This window comes from Oscillibacter ruminantium GH1, assembly GCF_000307265.1.
In the GTDB taxonomy this organism is placed as follows: domain Bacteria; phylum Bacillota; class Clostridia; order Oscillospirales; family Oscillospiraceae; genus Oscillibacter; species Oscillibacter ruminantium.
Window position 1 is genome coordinate 363858 of the sequence record NZ_DF158899.1, and the last position, 21729, is coordinate 385586.

A 21729-nucleotide genomic window follows, 5' to 3' on the forward strand; every position below is an offset into this window, starting at 1 on the left:
GTGTGCACTTTACTTGACTGCTTACACGCCTCGCCGAACTTCCAGATTGATATCCCGATTGGCGAAGACACTGCCGAATTGCTTAGTGATATGTTCCATGCACAGAATCTCTTCCATTAACGTCCCCCTCTTACCCTGCAAAATGGGGGCGGTATCGCAGACCTCATCTACAATCATACCGTCCCCATTGACTCTTGTTATTTAACCGCATTCGCTTGAATTTGTCAATAATAGATGTCCTCCAATTCATACGTTTACCGTACCGCTCCATGACAAGCCTTGATAGCAACCGCAGTATCCAATGGCACAGGTTTGCCTTGGCTTGCAGGTCCTCTTTCTTCCTAAGTAAAGAAGTGCCCACCGTTTTCTGGTGGACACTTTAATCTCTTAATAAATAAATTAAGCCATTATGCGGCGTTTTCTGCATTTTTTTGCACGCCTCGATCGCGTTGTCCAATAGATTTCCTACAAGAGAGGCAAATGTCACGTCTTTCAAAGGAATCTCATTTGGCAGATACAGCTGGGTATCAAAACGAATATTGTACCGCCGTGCCTCCATTATTCGAAGAGAAATGACGGCGTCTATTGTACGGTTTCCACTGCACAAGATGCAGGCAGAGGCTGGCAGCGCGGAATCCAGCTGTCCGCAGAATTACTTCAGTTCCGCATATTTTTCCTGTTTGATCAGGGCGGAAATCAGCCGCAGCTGTCCTTGATAGTCATGTTTCCATTCAGATAAGGATTCGCTTGTGGAATTCTGGTGGCCGGAAAGCCCCGGCCACCGCTACCGCAAATTTATGTTCCCTCACAGCGATGGATATACGGGCAATTGCGGAGCAGGAAAGATTGTAGCGAAACGGCGACAGATACCAAAAAGGTATCTGTCGCCGTCCCGCTACATGGACAGAATCAGTATTTGCCGCCAATGGAGGTGGGTATATTTTCCTGTGCAGGGGAAATTAAAACTTCAGCATGGACTGAATCGGAAAGTGTGGCGGGTACGCTTTCCCGGAGCTGGAACCTGGAAAGCAGCTCCTGCATGGTGACGGACTGTGCGGTCAGCTCTTCGCTGGTGGCCGCGCTCTCCTCGGCGGTGGCGGCATTGTTCTGCACCACCGCCGAAATCTGCTCCACGCCTTTGTTGATTTGAGCGGTGGATTCCGCCTGCTCCTGAGAGGCTTTGGCAATCTCATCGATCAGTGAGACGGCTTCCGCCGTGACTGTGGAGCTCTTGTTCAAAGAAGCGGCGGTCTGATCCACAATTTTGGAACCGGCTTTGACGGCCTGAATGGTCTCTTCAATAAGAGCGGAGGTGTTCTTGGCCGCTTCGGCGGATTTTCCGGCCAGATTCCGAACCTCGTCCGCGACGACGGCGAAGCCCTTCCCGGCCGACCCGGCCCGGGCAGCCTCTACGGCAGCGTTTAGCGCCAGAATATTTGTCTGGAACGCGATGTCATCGATGACTTTAATAATCTTTGAGATATCGGAGGACTTTGTGATAATATTCTGCATGGATGCGACCATTTCCTGCATCTGGTCGGTGCTGTGTTGCAGCTCAGCACCGGCAATGTCGGCTTTCTCGTGGGCGGACTGTGCGTTATGTGCGTTCCGCTGAATCTGAGCCGCTGCCTCAGCGATGGAGGCGGACAGCTCCTCAATAGAGCTTGCCTGCTGGGTGGTACCCTGAGAGAGCGCCTGTGCGCCGTCCGACACCTGCTCTGCGCTACTATGGACCTGCTGAGCGGACTCGTTGATCCGCAGAACCGTGGAATTCAAATTCTCCAGCAGCGCCGTCATGTTGTCCTTCAGCTTTTTAAACTGACCGGAGTAATCCATGTGAAGCTGAACACACAAATCGCTGTTGGACACATGGTAAAGCGCGTTGGAGATTTCATCAATATAGCCTTGATAGTTGACCAGTTGCTTGATGGTAAGATTGAAGGCTTTTGCCAGTGTTCCCACTTCATCCTTGGAACGGACAGAAAGTTCCACATCGAAGTCTCCGTCAGCAATTCGCTGTGCAACGTCTGCAATTTTCTTGATAGGCTTTGAAATACCGCTGCCGATAAAGACTGTAATCACAGCGACAATGAGTAGCACCAGGACAATCAGAATTGCCACGGAGCTGATGGTTGAAGAGATGCCTTGGTTAAGAATTGCGTTGACGGAATCCATGGATATGCCCACAAAGTAGGCGCCGATGGTTTGACCGGAACTGTTTTTAAGCGGCACAGATTCCGTCATGGTGGGGGATCCAACAATGTTGTTTAGGCCGAAGAAAGTCTGATTCGCCTGAAGAGCCTGATACGCGCCTCCTGTTTTATCTAGTTCTGTTCCGACCACCCGATTTCCATCGGCATCTTTGAAGTTGGTGAGCGTTCTTATATAGTTGTCCCCATTTTTAGTAAACACCGTGGCCACTATATTCAGGCCTTGGGTTAGTTTGTCAATATACTCGTTTTGTCCCTCAATTGGTTTGCCGTCAGCGCCCACTAGTTCTCCGGTACTGTTTAGACTGAGGTCTCCAAACTGTTCATGCAGGTAAAGCTCAAGCATGTTGGCGGCACCGTCCAGTCTTTCATGGTACTGAGCTTGGATGATGTCATCAGTGATGCGGAAGCTCGTCAAAAGTCCAATTGTCCCGACCAAAGTTGATGAGGCGATAACAAGAGCAAGAATTACTACAATTAGCCGCGTTTTCAAACTTTTCATAAATAAATCCCCTAATCTCTATTACTGCTTTTGTGCCGCAGCCTAAATGCCGGGAACCGAGCTAACACAAGTCCTGTAGCGCTAAAGTTAGTGTAACCTGGCTCAATAATGTTAAAAAATTTAAAAGAGAGAAGGTTGCGGCAAATAAATTATTGCCGCAACCTTCTTGCGTTTTACTAAAAGTCGTTCAGTATGGCATCTGTCTGACCTTTTGTAAGCAATCGGTAATTTTGAAGAAAGTTTATGAGCAACCATGCTAAATTCGGGAAAGCGGATTTATTTCTCGTTGCAGCTCTTTTCTAGTTTCACATAGGTCTTGTAACGCTGGTCCGCTTCACGCTGCGCCTCAGCGAACAGCCTTTCGGCGGTTTCGGGATACTTCAGCTTCAAGCCGGAATAGCGGACTTCCCCGTCAAAGAATTCCATGACCGGCTTAGAGGGCTGCTTGTAATCCAGAGAGAAGGGGTCCTCCGTCTTGTTTGGATTATAGCGGTACAGGGGCCACAGGCCACAGTCAACCGCCTTTTTCATCTCGGCCTGCACGTTGGCCATGCCGGCCTTGATCCCATGGTTGATGCAGGGGGCATAGGCGATGAGAATGGACGGGCCCTTGTGAGCAACAGCCTCGTTCATGGCCTTCACCAGCTGAGCGGGATTGGCGCCCATTGCGACGGAAGCGACATACGTATTGGGATAAGTCATCATCAGACGGCCCAGATCCTTTTTCGCCGTGGCCTTGCCGCCGTCAGCAAATTTAGCCGACGCTCCTACCGGGGTTGCCTTGGAGGACTGTCCGCCAGTGTTGGAATACACTTCGGTATCGACCACGATGATATTGAGGTCTTCGCCCGAGGCGATCACATGATCCAGTCCGCCGTAGCCAATGTCATAGGCCCAGCCATCGCCGCCATACAGCCAGATAACCTTTTTTGACAGCTGGTCCCTGTGCAGCAGAATTTCATCAGCGAGAGCCTTGGCCTCTCCGGTCAGCACTTCTTTTTCCAGCACGGCGACCAACGCGCGGGCGTCTGCATCGTTGGTGTCCAGATCATCGAAAGTTGCCAACCATTTCTTGATGGCGGTTTCGATTTCCGTATCAACCACCATACCCGCCAGTTCCTCGCAGCGCATTCTCACATTTGCGCGGCGCTGCTTGACAGCCAGAGCCATACCCAAGCCATTTTCAGCCTGATCTTCGAACAGGGTACCATAAAACGCAGGACCGCGACCCTCTTTGTTCTTCGTGTAGGGCAGGGACGGGAATGCGCCAGCCCATGCCAGAGAGCAGCCAACACCATTGACCCAGTAGGTCTTCTCACCGTACATCTGCGTAATCAGCTTTGCATACGGGGTCTCGCCGCAGCCCGCGCAGGCGCCGGAGAACTCCACCAGCGGCTGATAGAACTGACTTCCCTTCAGGGTCTTGCGGTCAAACATACCCGGCTTGTCGCTTAGAGACAGGGCATAGTTCCAGTTGGTCTCGTCGAACATGGTATCATCGACGGGCTTCATGGTCAAAGCCTTGTCCTTCGCCAGGCAGGAAGCGGCGCAACTGCCGCAGCCGGTGCAGTCCATGGTGGAAACCTGGAGGCGATACTTCATGCCGCCGGCACCCTTGGCGTCGGCCATTGTGAAGCCTGCAGGAGCAGCTTTGGCCTCATCCTCGTTCACAAGATAGGCGCGGATGGCAGCGTGGGGGCAGACAAAGGTGCACTGGTTGCACTGCAGGCACTTGGTCGGATCCCAGGAAGGAATCGCCGTTGCAATACCGCGCTTGTCGTACTTGGAAGTGCCGGTGGGGTAAGTGCCGTCTTCATGGCCCAGGAACGCGGAGACGGGCAAATCATCGCCGCGCTGGCGGTTACAGGGAATCACAATCTTCTTGACCACATCCGGGAGATTCTCGTCAATCGTACGCTCGTCCTTAGCACTGGCCCAATCGGCAGGCACATTGACCTTAACGGGGCTGTTGACGCCCGCGTCCACAGCGGCCAAATTCATATTGACGACCTTCTCGCCCTTCTTGGCATAGGTCTTTTTGGCAGCTTCCTTCATGTAATTGACAGCATCCTCAACCGACATGACCTTGGCCAGTTTAAAGAAGGCTGCCTGCAAAATCAGGTTGGCGTGATTGCCCAGGCCCAGTTCCTGTGCGATCTTGTTGGCGTCCACGATGTAGAACTGTACATTATGATCAGCAATGTACTTTTTCACGTCGCCGGGCAGCTTTCCGCTCAGTTCCACCTCAGTCCAGGATGTGTTCAGCAGGAAGGTGCCGCCGTCTTTGATCTCGTGAATCATATCATAGCGGCTGATATAGGACTGAGTATGGCAGGCCAGAAAATCAGCCGCTTTAATAAGGTAGGTGGAGTGGATGGGGCTCTTGCTGAAACGCAGGTGGGACTTGGTGATGCCGTAGGACTTCTTTGTGTCATACTCGAAGTAGGCTTGCGTATACATACCGGCATGATCGCCGATAATCTTGGCGGAATTCTTGTTAGCGCCTACGGTGCCGTCGCTGCCCAAACCCCAGAACTTGCAGGATACGGTGCCCTCCGGCTCGGTAACCAGCGGTTCCTGAACATCCAGAGACAGATGGGTCACATCATCAATGACGCCAATGGTGAAGAGATTCTTGGGCTCTTCTTTTGCCATGTTGTCAAATACCGCCTTAATTTGTGCCGGCGTCACGTCCTTAGAGGCAAGGCCATAGCGGCCGCCATAGACCAGGGGTGCTTTCTTGTTGTTGGCATAGGCTGCACAGATATCCAGATAGACAGGGCCTGCAATAGCGCCCGGCTCCTTAGAGCGATCCATTGCTGTAATCTTCTTGACGGTCTTGGGCATCTTGTCCAGAAAATACTGCATATCAAACGGACGATACAGATGAATCTGCATCATGCCGACCTTTTCGCCGCGGGCGTTCAGATAATCGACCACTTCGCGGGTTGCCTCGCAGGCGGAACCCATAATGACAATCACACGTTCAGCATCGGGCGCACCATAGTAGTTGAAAATGTGGTAGTCTCTGCCGGTGATCTTGTTGATCTCCTGCATATAGTTCTCCACAATGCCAGGGACGGCATCATACATGGCATTGTTGGCTTCTTGGGATTGATAGTATACGTCGGGCCCCTGAACGGTGGTGCGCTGAAGAGGGTGTTCCGGGTTCATGGCGATACGGTGATATGCTTCCAGCGCATCGCGGTCCAGCAGAGCGCCAACCTTATCCAGGTGGATCGTTTCAATCTTCTGGATCTCGTGGGAAGTGCGGAAACCGTCAAAAAAGTGAATAAAGGGAATACGGGTTTTGACGGTTGTCAGGTGTGCAATCGCAGCCAGATCCATAACCTCTTGGACGCTGGCAGTATTCATCATGATTGCACCGGTGGCACGGCAGTCCATCACATCCTGATGGTCGCCGAAAATATTATTGGCATGGGTCGCAACAGAACGGGCCGCCACATGAAATACAGCGGGCATCCGGTGTCCGGCGATGATGTGCAGATTGGGAATCATCAGCAGCAGACCCTGAGAAGAGGTAAAGGTCGTTGCCATGGCACCGGCTTCGGCAATACCGTGGATTGCGCCGGAAGCGCCGCCTTCAGACTGCATCTCAACAAGTTTTACCTGCTGACCGAACAAATTCTTGCGGCCAGCAGCGGACCATTCATCTACTTTCTCCGACATTGGAGAAGACGGAGTGATCGGAAAGATGGCGGCAACATCCGTAAAATGATAGGCTACGTTTGCGCAAGCCTCATTGCCGTCCATTGTTTTCATAATTTTTTTTTCTTTTGGCATAGTATTCCTCCTATGTTGGTTTTCCACAAGTGACAACGTATTTATCGCCATATTTGTTCGTTATTATAAAACGCCGTTTTATAATGACGATATTATCATACACAGTTCCTTTATCTCTGTCAACAGCAACTGCAAAAAACATTAAAGAAAAGGAACTCTTATGTTTGAGATATATGTGCAACATGGCATCCCTCAGGATGCTGCCGGTTTACTTGCAGACCGGGCCTGCCGGAAAATCCGTTAAAAATTCAACGCCGTCTTTCTTCATCAAAATTGTATCCGTGATTCGCGGACCGCCAATTTTGGGAACATAGATCGTCGGCAAAAGGAGATCCACCACCATGTTTTCCTGCAGCACGGTAGGACTATCCTTGGCAATGATGGGATAAAATTCGGACTGACGGATTCCAACGCCGTATCCGATGTGCTGCATAACCCACTGCTTTTCATATCCCTGAGATGCCACATACTCCGCTGTTTTTGCGTAAACCTCGCCGCAGGTAACACCGGGGTGGAGCGCTGCGACAGCAATCTTCTGAGCTTCTTTCAGCACCTCGTAAATTTTTACGCTCTCCGGTTTGGGACTTCCGAGAAAAACGGTTCGGCACATTTTGGCAACATACCCCTCGCAGGATGCGCCCAGATGAATGACTACAGGAGCATTGTCTTCCAGCTTTGCATGGCTGGCATAGGGATGGATGTCCATCTGACGGTCGTGTGTCAGAACCTGCATTCTGAAAGAAGAACCCATGGAGCCCGCCTTGATCATTGCGTATTCTGCCTCGGCAAGGACTTCCGTCTCCATCATGCCGGGCTTTACGCAGTCAATGGCAGCCTGCATCCCTGCGGCCAGAGCACGTCCAGCCACCCGCATGCGTTCAATTTCCTCCGGGACCTTAACACTGCGAATCTCATAGCAAGGGATGGCAATGTCGCCCACCACCATGTCCGGCGCTGCGTCCCGCAGGCACTGATAGTCCTTCAGGCTAATAAAATAGCGGGTAAAACCGATTTTGGGAGCTTTCCAGTTTTTTGCCTTCAGCCATGCACCCATCATCGTACTCTGGTTGTTCTGCGGGAACATGTAAGCGGTCACTTTTTCGATTCCGGACGCTGCGCGAACATGACCGGCCTCCATCCACAGACAGAACAGCTCTGGCTCTCCCTCTGCGGGAACAGCCAGCGCGCCGCCCTCCAGATCGTCGACGCCGGCAAAGTAGATCAGATTTTCGCGGTCATAAATCATTGCTGCATCCAAACCGAGTTCTTTTAGCTTTGTCTGCAGTGCCGTAATCCGCGCGGAAATTGCTTCCTTCATAAAATGGTCCTCCTTTTGCGTAAAATGCAGGGCAACGGGCTGCTCCAAGGGAGAGGCCGCCGCCCTGCATTTTTTATTTTCTATTGGTTTTCTTGCTGCATTATTCGGCAGCAGCTTCAGCCTTTGCGGCCTTGAAGTCCCCGGACTCGCAGATCAGAGAGACCACGACACCGATAACCAGCGCCCAGAACGCGCAGCCAATGTTTAGAATGCTGATTCCGGAAAGGCCGGTGCAGAAAGCGAAGAATGCGCCAATGCGGAATCTGCCGGTACTGAAGGCGCTCTTGAGCGCGCTGATCAGCACGTTGATCATGGCAAGGCCCGCCAGTACGCTGACCAGACTGGTCGGCACAAAGCTGACAAAGCTGATTGCGTAAACGGCAAACACGCCGAACAGAGCAAACGTGATTCCATTGACAACGGAGGCCACATAACGTCCTTCCTTGGGGCCTGCGTCAGAGGAAGCGCAGATAGCGGTCATGGGGCCGGCAATGTTGGCATTATGAGCGCCAAACAGACCGGAAACAATGCCGCCGATACCGGATGCAATCGTCATGGTGTTGGCGGGAACGGAGTAGCCCTCGGTCTTCAAAACGCCCATAGCCTGTGCGTTCTCAGCACCCATAACCAGTGCGGCCAGCGGAATAGAGCAGGACAGAATCAACGAACCGTTGAATTTGGGGGCCACGATCCGGGGTCCGATCCACGCGATTTCTCCCATGTCGCCGGAGAACCGGCCCATGGCGACAGCAACCACGACACCGACCACCAAAGCAGCCAGCACGCCGGGGATTTTCTTGGAAACGCGAGGCAGAATCAGGAATGCCAGCACAGCGGCGCCGCAGACCACATAGTCTGCCACAGTGTTGGTAATAATGCCGCTGCCAAATTTCATCATAGCGCCAGCGACCATGGCCATGACAATCTCAAGCGGGAGGAACTTCATAATCTTTCCGATCAATCCTGTAAAGCCTATGATAAGCACAATCACACCGGCAATCACAAATGCGCCGGCTGCTTCGTTGAAGGTATAACCAGCCAAAGCAGCGCCCATCAGGGTTGCACCGGGGATGGAGAACGCTCCGGAAATAGGAACCTTGTAGTACAGAGCCAGAATGGCGCCCAGCAGGCCGCCGAACACATAGATACCAAACACCCAGGTCACTGTGTCCGCCAGCGTGAAACCAGCGGCATTTGCAGCGGCGATGGTAACCAGGCAGGGACCGGTGCAGCCGAAAATTGTAGAGACCACGCCGGCTCCGATGGTACTGCCACCCAAATATTTGGGCAGATCAGAAAGGCCGGACTTAAAGCCGGGTCCTTTTTCCAAAAGCTTCATATGTTAGTTTTCCCTTCATTTTATATTTCCTATGCGGCTGGGCTGCGACCGCATAGTGAAAAACTCCTAAAACGAAAATCAATCAGTGCTTCAGCTTCTCCAGCACGGACATATCCACGCCGCGCTGGCGGAACCACTTAGGCATCAGCTCTGTCTCAACACGCTTGCTGACAGCCGGTGCACGGTCAATCAGCAGCTTTGCCAGAGATTCGGAGCAGTTCAGACCACCCATGGCGCCGTCAAAGATAATCACCTTATCCGTGCCGGTCACCTTATATGCAAAATCCATAGCGGACTCGGTCGTCTTGGCAACTACGGCATGGTCCATATACTTGATGTTCATGGGCTCCATGTCAAACATATCCGCCTGCTCTTGGCCGACCACAACTGTAGGAATGTGCTCGGAGAAAAACGCAGAGGGGTAACCCGTCCATGCATAGTTATGGACGCACATTCTGATGGCGGGATTCAGAGGCGGAATGTCTTTCTTAAAAGGCTTGCCGTCTTTGCCGTAAAATGCCTCCGTGTACCATGTGTAAGAGGGCAGCGGCGTTCCTTCCATGTCATACAGGTCATGGTTCGCACCGGTGAAGTTCGCATAGATAACACCAGCGGAGAACACATAGGGAACGGGGCACGGGAAGTCCAGGACTGCGATGCACTCGTCGATCTCGCCGAACAACGTCATGATCTTGCCGTACAGCTGGCAGCCAATAAAGGTTGCGCGGTCGTTAATGGCATACAGATCATTATCGGCATCCACGCCGATTACGCCGTGAGGTCCAACGTTCAAAAATGCGCCGAAAGCAAACTTGCTCTGTACGAACTTGGATTCAAAAATGGCGCGGGCCGTAAAGTTTGCGGCACGGGGGCCCAGATTCTGATGGTAGGTGGAACGGGTTTCGATACGTGCATAGGACATACCGAACGGCTTAACGGCCTTGTCGATCTGACGATGGAAGTGAACTTCACGCACGTCGGTGTGATGAGCATGAATAATCCAGTCCGCATCATACACAGATTTGATGCCGTATAGCGTACCGACCTCCGTCTCAATGGGAATGCCCTCATCGACAGGAGCTACGCCCTTGGTCTTGCCCGGGCCAAAATACTTATCCAGCTCATAGCGCTTGATATACTCCTCCGTCTCGCGGAAGCGCATACCAACACCGGCGCGCAGGCGGATGTCATCGGTTCCGGTCTTCTCGTGAACGATGTCGCGGATGGCCTTCAGCAAAATGGCGTAAGGCTGGCCACCCAGCAGGGTAAATCCGTGGTGAGATGCCAGAATGTTGACACTGTCGGTAGGCTTAATCATGGACATGTCGACCTTGCGCAGTTCATCCTTTGCAACCTCATACAGCTTATCCAAAGCGTCCGGTCCACCCGGATAAATCACGTCGGGCAGTTCCGGGAACAGCTCTGTCAGCTTTAAGGAGCACATACCCGACATCTCTGCAACACGCTTTTTGACCAGAGCCGGATCAATGCCGTACTGAGAAGGCTTTGCAGCAATGGGCATGATCGGAGCATGCATCAAATTCTTATCAGCCATCATTTGGCGCCTCCCTCATCGTCAACCTGAATGTTTGCGATCTCGTCCAGCAATTTGCGGTCCTCCTCAAAGTAGAAGCCGCGGCTGGAGTACTTCTCCTTAACTTCCTCAGGCATATCCCATGCGGTGACTGTCGTGCCATACCATTGGAAACCATTGGGATTGGGGTGCAGTTCGTTGCCTGCAGCCTTCACCATGCGCAGCAGCGGCTGAATGCACTCAATCGTGCAGCCGGTACGCATCCCGGTGCGGGCAGAAACCTCTTCCGGCGTCGTTGCGCCGTCCAGCAGACAGGCGGCGACCTCTTCCGCGCGGGTCCCAACGCAGTAGCAAAGAATTTGCTCGGGATTGAAATGAGCCTTGGCACACAGGTCGCGAATCGCCTTTTGATCGAACTTGGACACATCCACGCCCACATCATAGGGCTCCTCGCGCTTGACCATCGTGATTGCGTGGAACGGGCAGCGGTCTGCGCAGTTTGCACATGCCATGCATTTGTCGGGATCGGAATAAGCCTTCTTATCTGTCACCTTGATTGCATAGACAGGGCAAACCTTCTCGCAAATTTTGCATCCACGGCAGATTTCCGGGTCAACCTTTGCCATCAGTGTAACTCGCTTCATTTGTTTCTTTTCCTTCCTTTCGAATTCTTTTTCTTTATCTATCATCCTTCATCCGAAGATGAAGGTAATGATTTCCCCTCCTGTGGAATGCTTACTTCACGAACTTAGCGCTTACGCTTCCCATCCCGCAGAAGCTGGCGGTTACCACGTCCCCTGCTCCCACAGGAATGGCCGCTGTCAGCGCGCCAGCCATCACAATGCTGCCTGCCTTCAACTCAATGTCAAATTCAGCAAGCATATTGGCAAGACAGGCAACCGCCGCGGCAGGGTTCCCCCACACTTCCGCAGTCGTGCCGCTGTTAATGAGCTCCCCGTTCTTTTCCAGCGTCATTCCGGTCAAACGCATATCCACCTTTTCAATCGGCGTCATACCGCTTCCAACCATAAACCGAGCCGAAGATCCATTGTCCGCAATGGTATCCTGAAGTTTGATCTTCCAGTCCTTGATTCTCGAATCCACGATTTCCAGAGACGGAACCACATAGCTTGTCGCTTCGTAGACATCAGCCACCGTCACGCCGGGGCCCTTGAGCGTTTTATTCAGGCAGAAAGACAGCTCACCTTCCACCTTGGGCTGAATCAGCTCCGAGACATGACACACCTGCCCGTCCGTCAGAATCATATTGGCAAACAGATGCCCATAATCCGGAACATCCACGTTCAGCAGCTTCTGCATACCCTGGCTTGTCAGGCCGATCTTCATGCCGATCAACTTTTCACCATTTGTCAGTCTGCGGTTGACGTTTTCCAACTGGACGCGGTAGGCGTCCTCCACGGTCATTTCCGGATTTTCGTCAGTCAGCCGGTCAATCTGTACCCGATTCTTTTCCGCCTCAAACAGCGCATCCGCAAGCTTTTTGTAATCCATCATTTCTCCGTCCTTTCAAGAAATCCATTCGGGATTTAATGTGTGTGGTGTCCGTGCCCGGCACTCTTTTGCCTCCACTTTTCTGCAAGAACTGCCGCCAACTGGTCGGCCAGATATTCTTTGGTCCAGTTTTCCCTCAATCCTTGAAGCAGGACCGGCGCCGCAAGCTCCACCTCGTCGTGAGGGCCGGGAAGGGAAACCATCATACTCAAACCTTCTGTCCCCACGCCAATCCGCACGCCGTCCTTGACGTGGCGTCCGGTTCCTTTTTCATATTTCACAATGTAGGGTGTTGCGGTCTGCACATCAATGGAGCAGATTCCCTCTACACTGTGATCCTTATCCTCGGCACCGACACCTCCCGTGGTAACGATTAGGCCAAAGCCACGATTCAGCGCATCTGACAGTTTTTCAGAAATATCCTGTAAATCGTCGGACATAATTTCGCCTACTGTCACCTTATAGCCCGCCTTTTCCAGCAGTTCGCACAGATAAGGAGTATTCGTATCCTCAATCAGGCCCTGTTGCAGTTCAAACCCGGTGGGGAAAATGATTGCACGATGAGCTACATTTTTTCTCAGCTCGTCCGTCATTTTTGCCACCCGCTCCAAAATCTCATCCTCGTTCTCCACGCCCGCGCAGATCTGACCCAGAATCCCATTGGAATGGATATATGAGTCCGGGTACAAGGTCACACCGGGTACAACCCGGATGGCATCCAAAATGGCTTGTTCCTTCCCCATGATGTTCTGCTGGGGAATATCCTTGGCAAGAACATCGAAGGTAATATGCCTTGGGCGCACATCAACAACGAGAACTTCTCCATCTTTCAGTCCCATAACCCGGGCAACGGTATTCGCTAGCTCTGTTAAATTAGTCTTGTTCAATGTGATTTCGTTAACCCAAAGTTCTGTTTTTTCAAGTAAATTCAATCCCATTTAGGTTTCCTCCTGAATCACATCCAGTTTCATATCCAAAAGCTGGGCATCAACAATTTCTTTTCCAATACATAGAATATCGATGCGCTCATCGGCAAGTCCTGGAATATCCGTCAGCCTTACTCCACCCGCAAATGCAAGCTTTAGTTTCTCACGTTTTCCGGATGCCTCCATAACTTTACGACATCTCCGAAGATCCTCTAAGTTGCCGGTGTCCACCATCACAATATTTCCACCGCCGCAGATGGCCTGCTGGGTCTCCTCTTCAATGGTTCCGGTAATTCCTTTGATCTGCACCACTTTTGTTGACTCTTCAAATGGTTTGCAAGCTTCCAGTGCCTTTGGAATGGAGCCAAGCATCCGAATAAAGTTTTTATCAAGATAAATCATCGGCTGTTCGCAAATTCGGAAGGATGCGCCACCGGTGAACGTTGCACTGCGGACCATCTGCTTCATTTGCGGCGGCATTTTCTTCCAAGATCCAGAGACAATCTTCATTTTTCCGTCTGCCAGCTGAACCGCAGTTCTGGCTGCTGTTGCAATTCCAGACGCCTTTGCGAGTGTTCCAATCAACTGTTCTTCAGCCAAAGCAATCTGCTTGGATGACGCCAGCAGGTTTGCAAAACGTTCTCCGCGAGAAAGTTCATCTCCGTCCTTTTTGCAAAGTTCAAATTCAACACCCAGGTTCTCTGCACATGCACGGGCCTCAGCCTCGCCAGATAACACGCCGGAATGTTCGGCAGTCAGTACCGCCCTGTATCTCTTTTCTGAAATTTTTTGAAAAAGCGTATCTCGAACATCAGTCATGTTCTGCCCTCCTATGCGTTCGATATTATCAAATTGCGTTCTTGCTTATTTGGAAACAAAGAATGGAATTCTCATCTTTCTTCCGCCAATGAGCATTCCAAGTCTCTGCTTTTCTTATATTTTCTGCTCAGCCCCGAAAACCAAGTCTGGCAGATAGTTCCTGTGTACAGGTGAGCAGTTCTCTTTTCACCTGTTGCAAATCCACATTTTTAATCCTGCCATACGGGAAAGACAGGCTAATTGCAAGTTCTGGCAAACCGTCTTTTTGTAAGATTGGAGCTGCGACACAGGTTAAACCTTCCTCGATTTCCTCGCGATCCATGGCAATTCCGGTCTTGCGAATTTCGAAAAGTTCTTCCAACAGTGCTTCCTTGGTTTCAATTGTATTTGGTGTCAGCTTTTTCAGCGGAAAATGCAAATACTGATCCAGATATTCTTCCGGAAGATATGCCAACATCGCTTTTCCAACTCCCGTGCAATGCATGAGTGCTCTTCTTCCGACATTGGAGGAGTTAATCAGGGAATTGTTGCAGTCAATCTTGTCAACATAAATCACTTCGCCCATATTGTGTGTTGCTATATGAATCGTTGCAGGATACTTCTGGGCCAGCGGTGCGCAGCGTTCCTTAGCTTCATTCCGGATATCAATCCTGTTGAGAACCAGTTCGCCCATTTCAAAAAGAGTCATTCCCAGCCGATATTTTTTTGTGCTTTCAATCTGTTCCAAATAACCAAAGCTCATCAGCGTATTGACCAAGCCAAACACGGTGCTTTTGTGCAGTCCCATTTCCGCAGAAAGTTCGGAAATGCCCAATTCGGAAGTTGCCGTAAAACACTTCAAGATTTCAAGTGCACGAGCGACAGATTGGATCTGTACCCCCCCGCGTCGGTTCTCCTGTCTTGCTATGGTAATTTTATCGTGCATTATGTCATTTCCTGCCTTCAATTATTCAAAAGGTTCTCCATCTCTTCACTGAAAATGCGTACCGCTTGGCTGAGATAAACTTGCATGGACTGCTCCGGTCCTGCAGCAAGGCGAATCGTACACCGCTGAGAGGGCAGCAAAATTTTTACTGCGTCGCTCTCTCCAATTGCAGCCGCCATTTTTGGAGTTACTTCTCCGAGGAGACCATTGGCCACAATGATTCCGATGGGGCCCAGAATAATTTGCATCCGGGACACATTGTGGACAACCGCGTTCTCTCCGGTTGCGCCGTCATCCGCTCCGCCCTTCAGCATCGTGGACGTTGCCACCGCATTGGTTCCCAGCGCACGAATCATCACCATTGGGTAACTCTTTTTCAGATGTTCAATGATCGCCCTGCCAATTCCGCCGCCCTGGCCGTCAATGACAGCTACTTGAATCCGTTTTTTTTTCATCCTGCATAAGCCCTTACTTTATTTTTTGACTAAATCTATAATAGAGTCATTGGGTTCCTTTTGTCAACATTTTTTGTTAATGACGAACGCGATTTGTTAATAACGTATAACATCTTGTGTATTTTTTGACAACCGCGCCGATTGACAGATTCATTTTTTTTTGCTATTGTGTAAATAATAAAATGTATGACCAGAAGGTTGTATTTACGGATCAGTAGATTCTGCATATATCATTGACGACAGGACATGCCCCGCTTTTTTTATGATAAGATAATCGCGCAGCAAAGAATTGTTCGCAATGCCAGAAGGCATACCTCTATGGGTATGCCTTCTTTCTTTTTAGTTTTTGAAAAAAGGGAGACTTTTAATGAATTTATCTGACTTTTTTGAGGAAAATCCGTCCGGTGCGTTGGCCTTTTCGGGCGGAACAGACTCTTCTCTTCTGGTCTGGGCTGCCGCGAAATACGGGCGGAACTGGCACGCCTATTATGTCCACGGCGCATTTCAACCTGCCTTTGAACTGGAGGATGCTAAGAAAATTGCCGCCTACTGCGCCCTTCCCATGACGATCATCGAAGCAGATGTCCTGTCCGATCCCCGGGTCACCGCCAATCCCACAAACCGCTGCTACTACTGTAAGCATACAGTTTTCGGCCTGATTCGGAGCGCAGCCGCTGGGGACGGATATACCCTGCTGATCGACGGCACCAATGCCTCCGACGATGAGGGAGATCGGCCCGGGATGCAGGCTCTGCGGGAGTTGCAGGTCCGCTCTCCCCTGCGGGAGTGCGGCATCACCAAACAGGATGTGCGGGCGCTCAGCCGAGAGGCAGGTCTGTTCACCTGGAACAAGCCCTCCTACGCCTGCCTTGCCACCCGGATTCCCACCGGGACGGAAATTACTGCCGGAAAACTGCAGAAGGTGGAGCAGGGAGAAACCGCTCTCTTTGAATTGGGCTTTTCAGATTTTCGCATCCGCCTTCGCGGTGACATGGCACTTGTGCAGCTGCCTGAAAGTCAATTTTCCCAGGCGATGGAGCAGCGCGGAGAAATTCTCTCCCGGCTCTCTCCCCTGTTTTCAACCGTTGCGCTGGATCTAAAGTTAAGACTGTGAGGGAGCAGCATGGCAGACAAACACGATATTCTATCCGTTTTAAAAGAGGTTCAGAATGGCGCTCTGGCTCCGGAAGACGCGCTACTGCGTCTGAAGCTGGCTCCCTTTGAGGATTTGGGCTATGCCAAGGTGGATTACCACCGGGCAGTTCGTCAGGGTGTGCCGGAGGTTATTTACGGTCAATCGAAGACCAGGGAGCAAACAGCCGGCATTCTGGAATCCATGCGGAAGCGTGACTGCACCAACATTCTGGTTACCCGGATCGAGCAGGATGTGGCAGATTACCTTTCCGAACGGTTTCCTCTGCATTATGAGCCTCTGGCAAGGCTGGCGGTGGCCATGCCCAAGCAGGTGGAAGGACGCGGGTCCATTGTCGTCGCTACCGGCGGCACCAGTGACATGGGCGTAGCGGAAGAGGCCGCCATTACCGCTGAAACGCTGGGTAACCATGTTATCCGGCTTTACGACGTGGGTGTGGCGGGTCTGCACCGGTTGCTGTCCAACCTGGAACCCCTGATGTCCGCCCGGGTCGTAATCGTTGTGGCTGGAATGGAGGGCGCCCTCGCCAGCGTAGTGGGCGGTCTTGTGGACTGCCCGGTCATTGCTGTTCCCACCAGCGTGGGCTACGGCGCATCCTTCGGCGGGATGAGCGCTCTTTTATCCATGCTGAATTCCTGCGCCAGCGGCGTCAGCGTAGTCAATATTGACAACGGCTTTGGCGCGGGGTTTTTGGCCAGCCGCATCAATCAAATGGAGGGAATTAAAGAATGAAAACGCTTTATCTGGAATGCCAGATGGGAGCCGCCGGCGATATGCTGATGGCCGCTCTTTATGAACTTTTGCCAGATCAGGCCGGTTTCCTGGAGACCATGAATCATTTGGTGAAAGGCGTCGGTGTTGCCGCAGAGAAAAAAGAAACCTGCGGCATCACCGGTACGCACATGGAGGTCAAGATCGGCGGAGAAGCGGAAGAATCCGTGGATCTGCCCTGCGGCTATGTTCATGACCAGTTTCATTTGGAAGAACACGTTCACGAAGATACACATCACCACGATCATGAAGATATGCCTCACCACGACCACGATCACCACCATGACGATCACCACGATCACGAACATGAGGGACATCATCATGAGCACCATCATGCATCCCCGCCGGATGTGCAAAAGATCCTGGACCGGCTGCCGGTGCCCGAGGAAGTTCGTCGGAACGCCAAGGCGGTATACGACCGTATTGCCGCCGCAGAATCCAAGGCCCACGGCGTCCCCGTCACGGAAGTTCACTTCCACGAAGTCGGTGCGCTGGACGCCATTGTGGACGTGACCGGCGTATGCCTCGCCATGCATCTGCTGCACGCGGACCAAATTGTTGTCTCGCCTGTCCACCTTGGTTCTGGGCAGGTCCGCTGCGCCCACGGCGTGATGCCGGTACCCACACCGGCTACCGCCCACCTGCTGGAGGGTCTTCCCTGCTACTGCGGAGAAATCGTCGGAGAATTGTGTACGCCCACCGGTGCTGCCCTTCTGGCCCATTTCGGCGGCGGATTTGGTCCCATGCCGGTCATGACATTGGAAAAGACAGGCTACGGCGTCGGCAAGAAACAGTTCCCCGTCGCCAACTGCATTCGCGCCTTTCTGGGTGAGTCCGGAGATCCGGAGCAGGCGGAAATCATCGAGCTATGCTGCCACATCGACGATATGACGGCAGAGGCCTTGGCCTTTGCGTCTGAACGGCTGATGGAACAGGGCGCGCTGGACATTTCCACCGCGCCTCTGACTATGAAAAAGGGCCGCGCCGGAGTTGCCTTTACGGTTCTGTGCAAGGCTGCCCAAGAGGAACGGCTGGCGCAGGCCATTCTCCGGGAAACCAACACCAACGGCGTCCGTTCCCGCCGGTGCCGGAAATTTATCCTCACCCCCTCCATCAAGACGTCGGATACAAGCTATGGCCCTGTTCGCGTCAAGTGTGCAGACGGCTTTGGCATCCACCGGGAAAAGCCGGAGTACGCGGATGTTGCGCAGGCGGCAAAGTCTGTCGGGCTTCCCTTCCAGCAGGTCTGGGAGGATATTCTGCGGCAGATCTGAGCCGCTGTCCAATTTACTGTTAAAGGGGATTTTTCATTATGCATATGGCAGACGCCTTACTCTCTCCTGCCGTGGGCGGGGCCATGTCCGCCGTCAGCGCGGTAGCCATCGGTTATTCTGTAAAAAAGATCAGCGGCAAGGACTTTGACGAAAAGCAGATTCCCATGATGGGCGTGATGGGCGCCTTTGTGTTCGCCGGACAGATGATCAACTTTACCATTCCGGGGACAGGCTCCTCCGGTCACATCGGCGGCGGAATTCTTCTGGCGGCGGTTCTGGGCCCGTTTCCCGCTCTGCTGACGCTGACAGCCGTTCTTCTGATTCAGTGTCTCTTTTTTGCGGACGGCGGTCTGCTTGCATTGGGCTGCAATATTTTCAACATGGGCGTATGCGCATGTCTGATTGGATACAATGCCATTTATAAACCGATTTTGCAGCGGAGGATATCCAAACAAAAAATTACGCTGGCATCCATTCTCGGCGTGGTCATCAGTTTGCAGCTGGGCGCGTTCAGCGTGGTACTGGAGACCATGGCCTCCGGTGTGACAGAGCTGCCGTTCTCCGCCTTTGTAGCGCTGATGCAGCCGATTCACCTGGCTATCGGCCTGGTGGAGGGCATCGTCACCGCCGCGGTCCTCTGCTTTTTGTACTCCACCCGACCGGAACTTCTTTCCACTCCCCTGGAGCAGAAAAAGCTTGACCGCACCGTCTCAGTCAAACGCGTTCTGATCGCCTTCGCCCTTGCGGCCGCGGTCCTTGCCGGCGCGGTTTCCCTGTATGCCTCGTCCAATCCGGACGGACTGGAATGGGCCATGGAAAAGGTAGCCGGGACCACGGAACTGGAACGGGATGACTCTGTTCACAATGCCGCGGGCGATGTGGTGGAAAACACCGCTATCCTTCCTGATTACGCCTTTTCAGACGGCAGCGGCACCGCCGCCGCGGGCCTGATCGGCAGCGTGATGACGCTGGCCATTGCCGGCGGGGCCGGATTCGTAATCTACACCGCGAAAAAGAAACACGCAACGCACTAACCGCAGGAAAGGAGGCGCATCCCTTTGGCTGATCTGTCATCGGCAATGAGAAGCTTCTGCTCGCTGGAACAGCTGGCCGAGGGAGACTCCGCTTTCCATCGGCTCAGTCCCGGCGCGAAGCTGACGATCACGGTGGTTTACGCGGTGTGTGTTATTTCCTTTCCCTCCCGGTCTCTCAGCGCACTGGTCCCCTTTGCCGCCTATCCCATCCTGGCAATGGCGCTCTCAGGTACTCCCTGGAAAACCCTGTTGCAGCGCATCGCGGTGGCTGCCCCCTTCGTGGTTTTTACCGCGCTGTCCAACCTGCTTTTGGATCGAAGAGCGCTTTATTTTCTGGGTCCAATTCCGGTCAGCGGCGGGCTGCTGTCGTGTCTTTCCATTTTGATAAAGGCCTTTTTATGCGTATCCGCCGTGCTGCTTCTGGTCTCCACCACCTCCATGACGGCTCTGACCGCACAGCTTATTGAGCTGCATGTCCCAAAAATTTTCTGTCTTCAGCTGACGCTGACCTACCGCTATATCTCTGTTTTGATTCAGCAGGCACAGCAGATGTACACCGCCTACCAGCTGCGCTCATGCAGCAGGAGAGGCATTCAGATGCGGGACATGGGATGCTTTCTGGGACAGCTGCTTTTACGCAGCTACGACCAGGCCAGCCGGATTTACTGCGCCATGAAATGCCGCGGTTATGACGGCACCTATCACGTGAGAAATCAACCCCCCGCCGCCGCAAAGGACATCCTGACGGCGGGGGGCGCAGCCGCGTTTTTTTTCTGATGCGGTTTTTTAATCTCAGTCTGCTGCTGGGCGGGCTGGTCTGACAAGGAGCTTGCCATGCTGAGCGTTCAACATCTTTCTGTAAAATACAACCCCGCGAAAGAACCCCGTGCGCTGCGGGATGTCTCCTTTTCCATTCAGGACGGAGAGCGGGTGGCTTTACTTGGGGCCAACGGTGCCGGAAAGTCCACGCTTCTTCTTTCTCTGGTGGGTATTTTGCCCGCCGCAGAGGGAACTGTGCAGGTAGATGAGCTGCAGCTGGACAGGACAAATCTCCCGCAGATCCGCCAAAAAATCGGCGTTGTTTTTCAGAATCCGGACGATCAGCTGTTTATGCCCACAGTCTTTCAGGATATTGCCTTCGGGCCCCGCAACTACGGTGTTCCTGAGGCGGAAATTACACAGCGGGCAGATGAGATACTGGATGCTCTGGGGATCTCCGCGCTGAAAAATAGAATGGTCCACAAACTCTCCGGCGGAGAAAAGCGTCTGGCCGCCCTGGCAGGCGTGCTGGTGATGCGCCCGTCCCTGCTTCTGCTGGACGAGCCCACCTCGTTTCTGGACCTGAACGCGGCAAAACGCCTCGCCGAATGTCTGCGTAACCTGAAGCAAAGCTGTCTGATCACAACGCACGATCTTCTCTTTGTGAAAGACCTCTGCGACCGCTTTCTTTTCCTGGATCGGGGCGAACTGCGGTGGAACTGTCAGCGTCAGGAACTGGCCGGGTATCTGGCTGATGAAGGTTGGGAAAATTAGCATTGTGAGATCTGGTGGCCATATTTGAAGAAGGCATAGAAACGCCATTGAAGCCCCTGATAAAGAGGATTTGAGCATAAACACGGAAAGCTTGAACACGAGAACGGCAAACTTGAACACTGCGCTGGGACGCTTGCCGCGAGAAGTTGGAGGAATTAAACTCTCGTTATAGAAATACCGAGAGGCGTAGCGATCATGGGGAGGACCAACGTGGAAAAGGCAAAAGAAATACTCAGACTACATGATGAGCTGGGGCTCGGCCCTGTATCCGCCGAAGGACGGTACCAGCGAAGAAAAACATTCCGAGCCGGACCTTGACGCTGACGCTGCTTTGGGAGGAGTACAAGACAGCCCACCCGGACGGGCTCAAGGACACACAATTCTGAAGAAAGCGTACTTCTTCGTGGCAGCCCTGCCGGCCAGCGCATGCCTGTATGAGGAGCCGTTCCGAGCCATGGAAAGCCATTCCCGAATTACCGCCCATGTGAATGCTTTTACGTACTTTGGCGGCGTTCCGAGGATTCTGGTGCCAGATAGCTGCAAAACATCCGTACAGAAAGCGGATTATTATGACCCCGTGTAAATGGTAAGATAAAGTACACACTTTGTACCTTTGTAAG

The 21729-nt window shown here is 52.5% G+C and carries 19 protein-coding genes; 7 read left to right on the forward strand and 12 right to left on the reverse strand.

Translation table 11 applies throughout. The features are described 5' to 3' along the window. Positions 1–21: 21 nt before the first annotated feature. The 12 genes from ON16_RS15830 to ON16_RS12030 all read right to left on the reverse strand — a co-directional run bounded on the left by ON16_RS15830 (position 22) and on the right by ON16_RS12030 (position 15344). A complete protein-coding gene (locus ON16_RS15830; protein ID WP_158441626.1) occupies positions 22–177 on the reverse strand; it encodes a hypothetical protein in 156 nt (51 codons plus the stop codon). 732 nt (positions 178–909) lie between these two features. Then, positions 910–2712, reverse strand: a complete 1803-nt coding sequence (locus tag ON16_RS11980; RefSeq protein WP_040662777.1) for a methyl-accepting chemotaxis protein — start codon at positions 2710–2712, stop codon at positions 910–912. 276 nt (positions 2713–2988) lie between these two features. Further along, complete coding sequence (gene nifJ, locus ON16_RS11985; RefSeq protein WP_040662780.1) at positions 2989–6516, reverse strand: pyruvate:ferredoxin (flavodoxin) oxidoreductase; 3528 nt, start codon at positions 6514–6516, stop codon at positions 2989–2991. A 208-nt stretch (positions 6517–6724) separates the two neighbouring features. Further along, positions 6725–7834, reverse strand: coding sequence for a M24 family metallopeptidase (locus ON16_RS11990; protein ID WP_040662783.1), 1110 nt, complete (start codon positions 7832–7834; stop codon positions 6725–6727). Between the two features lie 100 nt (positions 7835–7934). Next, positions 7935–9173: a benzoate/H(+) symporter BenE family transporter gene (locus ON16_RS11995; protein ID WP_040662786.1), complete on the reverse strand. Its 1239-nt coding sequence runs from the start codon at positions 9171–9173 to the stop codon at positions 7935–7937. Positions 9174–9255: 82 nt separating this feature from the next. Beyond that, a complete protein-coding gene (locus ON16_RS12000; RefSeq protein WP_193372960.1) occupies positions 9256–10728 on the reverse strand; it encodes a hypothetical protein in 1473 nt (490 codons plus the stop codon). Beyond that, positions 10728–11351 carry a 4Fe-4S binding protein gene (locus ON16_RS12005; protein WP_040663060.1) on the reverse strand — a complete coding sequence of 208 codons (624 nt, stop codon included), beginning with the start codon at positions 11349–11351 and terminating at the stop codon, positions 10728–10730. The genes ON16_RS12000 and ON16_RS12005 overlap by 1 nt, the downstream gene beginning before the upstream one ends. Before the next feature lie 91 nt (positions 11352–11442). Beyond that, on the reverse strand, positions 11443–12219 hold the full coding sequence (locus ON16_RS12010; RefSeq protein ID WP_040662788.1) for a 2-keto-4-pentenoate hydratase: 777 nt from the start codon (positions 12217–12219) through the stop codon (positions 11443–11445). Positions 12220–12254: 35 nt separating this feature from the next. Continuing rightward, positions 12255–13157 carry a molybdopterin-binding protein gene (locus ON16_RS12015; RefSeq protein ID WP_040662791.1) on the reverse strand — a complete coding sequence of 301 codons (903 nt, stop codon included), beginning with the start codon at positions 13155–13157 and terminating at the stop codon, positions 12255–12257. After that, complete coding sequence (locus ON16_RS12020; RefSeq protein WP_040662795.1) at positions 13158–13964, reverse strand: beta/alpha barrel domain-containing protein; 807 nt, start codon at positions 13962–13964, stop codon at positions 13158–13160. 127 nt (positions 13965–14091) lie between these two features. Beyond that, the gene (locus ON16_RS12025) at positions 14092–14889 is read right to left on the reverse strand and encodes an IclR family transcriptional regulator (RefSeq protein WP_051131731.1); all 798 of its coding nucleotides are present in this window, start codon (positions 14887–14889) and stop codon (positions 14092–14094) included. 17 nt (positions 14890–14906) lie between these two features. Beyond that, positions 14907–15344 carry a DUF3842 family protein gene (locus tag ON16_RS12030; protein WP_051131732.1) on the reverse strand — a complete coding sequence of 146 codons (438 nt, stop codon included), beginning with the start codon at positions 15342–15344 and terminating at the stop codon, positions 14907–14909. Positions 15345–15711: 367 nt separating this feature from the next. Here ON16_RS12030 and larE point away from each other — a divergent pair, with 367 nt between their 5' ends. The 7 genes from larE to ON16_RS12065 all read left to right on the forward strand — a co-directional run bounded on the left by larE (position 15712) and on the right by ON16_RS12065 (position 21692). Beyond that, positions 15712–16458 carry an ATP-dependent sacrificial sulfur transferase LarE gene (gene larE / locus ON16_RS12035; protein ID WP_040662798.1) on the forward strand — a complete coding sequence of 249 codons (747 nt, stop codon included), beginning with the start codon at positions 15712–15714 and terminating at the stop codon, positions 16456–16458. A 9-nt stretch (positions 16459–16467) separates the two neighbouring features. Beyond that, positions 16468–17229, forward strand: a complete 762-nt coding sequence (larB, locus tag ON16_RS12040) for a nickel pincer cofactor biosynthesis protein LarB (protein WP_040662801.1) — start codon at positions 16468–16470, stop codon at positions 17227–17229. After that, complete coding sequence (larC, locus tag ON16_RS12045) at positions 17226–18542, forward strand: nickel pincer cofactor biosynthesis protein LarC (protein WP_040662804.1); 1317 nt, start codon at positions 17226–17228, stop codon at positions 18540–18542. The genes larB and larC overlap by 4 nt, the downstream gene beginning before the upstream one ends. A 38-nt stretch (positions 18543–18580) precedes the next feature. Further along, positions 18581–19576, forward strand: a complete 996-nt coding sequence (locus tag ON16_RS12050; protein ID WP_040662806.1) for an energy-coupling factor ABC transporter permease — start codon at positions 18581–18583, stop codon at positions 19574–19576. 24 nt (positions 19577–19600) lie between these two features. Continuing rightward, a complete protein-coding gene (gene cbiQ / locus ON16_RS12055; protein WP_144032116.1) occupies positions 19601–20353 on the forward strand; it encodes a cobalt ECF transporter T component CbiQ in 753 nt (250 codons plus the stop codon). Between the two features lie 57 nt (positions 20354–20410). Beyond that, a complete protein-coding gene (locus ON16_RS12060; protein ID WP_051131734.1) occupies positions 20411–21109 on the forward strand; it encodes an energy-coupling factor ABC transporter ATP-binding protein in 699 nt (232 codons plus the stop codon). Positions 21110–21350: 241 nt separating this feature from the next. Continuing rightward, complete coding sequence (locus ON16_RS12065; protein ID WP_040662809.1) at positions 21351–21692, forward strand: transposase; 342 nt, start codon at positions 21351–21353, stop codon at positions 21690–21692. Positions 21693–21729 lie beyond the last annotated feature (37 nt).

Bases quoted from the DNA above. Each gene is read 5' to 3' on its own strand.
- ON16_RS15830 (WP_158441626.1), bottom strand. From the start codon at position 177: ATGATTGTAGATGAGGTCTGCGATACCGCCCCCATTTTGCAGGGTAAG.
- ON16_RS11980 (WP_040662777.1), bottom strand. From the start codon at position 2,712: ATGAAAAGTTTGAAAACGCGGCTAATTGTAGTAATTCTTGCTCTTGTT.
- nifJ (WP_040662780.1), bottom strand. From the start codon at position 6,516: ATGCCAAAAGAAAAAAAAATTATGAAAACAATGGACGGCAATGAGGCT.
- ON16_RS11990 (WP_040662783.1), bottom strand. From the start codon at position 7,834: ATGAAGGAAGCAATTTCCGCGCGGATTACGGCACTGCAGACAAAGCTA.
- ON16_RS11995 (WP_040662786.1), bottom strand. From the start codon at position 9,173: ATGAAGCTTTTGGAAAAAGGACCCGGCTTTAAGTCCGGCCTTTCTGAT.
- ON16_RS12000 (WP_193372960.1), bottom strand. From the start codon at position 10,728: ATGGCTGATAAGAATTTGATGCATGCTCCGATCATGCCCATTGCTGCA.
- ON16_RS12005 (WP_040663060.1), bottom strand. From the start codon at position 11,351: ATGAAGCGAGTTACACTGATGGCAAAGGTTGACCCGGAAATCTGCCGT.
- ON16_RS12010 (WP_040662788.1), bottom strand. From the start codon at position 12,219: ATGGATTACAAAAAGCTTGCGGATGCGCTGTTTGAGGCGGAAAAGAAT.
- ON16_RS12015 (WP_040662791.1), bottom strand. From the start codon at position 13,157: ATGGGATTGAATTTACTTGAAAAAACAGAACTTTGGGTTAACGAAATC.
- ON16_RS12020 (WP_040662795.1), bottom strand. From the start codon at position 13,964: ATGACTGATGTTCGAGATACGCTTTTTCAAAAAATTTCAGAAAAGAGA.
- ON16_RS12025 (WP_051131731.1), bottom strand. From the start codon at position 14,889: ATGCACGATAAAATTACCATAGCAAGACAGGAGAACCGACGCGGGGGG.
- ON16_RS12030 (WP_051131732.1), bottom strand. From the start codon at position 15,344: ATGAAAAAAAAACGGATTCAAGTAGCTGTCATTGACGGCCAGGGCGGC.
- larE (WP_040662798.1), top strand. From the start codon at position 15,712: ATGAATTTATCTGACTTTTTTGAGGAAAATCCGTCCGGTGCGTTGGCC.
- larB (WP_040662801.1), top strand. From the start codon at position 16,468: ATGGCAGACAAACACGATATTCTATCCGTTTTAAAAGAGGTTCAGAAT.
- larC (WP_040662804.1), top strand. From the start codon at position 17,226: ATGAAAACGCTTTATCTGGAATGCCAGATGGGAGCCGCCGGCGATATG.
- ON16_RS12050 (WP_040662806.1), top strand. From the start codon at position 18,581: ATGCATATGGCAGACGCCTTACTCTCTCCTGCCGTGGGCGGGGCCATG.
- ON16_RS12060 (WP_051131734.1), top strand. From the start codon at position 20,411: ATGCTGAGCGTTCAACATCTTTCTGTAAAATACAACCCCGCGAAAGAA.
- ON16_RS12065 (WP_040662809.1), top strand. From the start codon at position 21,351: ATGATGAGCTGGGGCTCGGCCCTGTATCCGCCGAAGGACGGTACCAGC.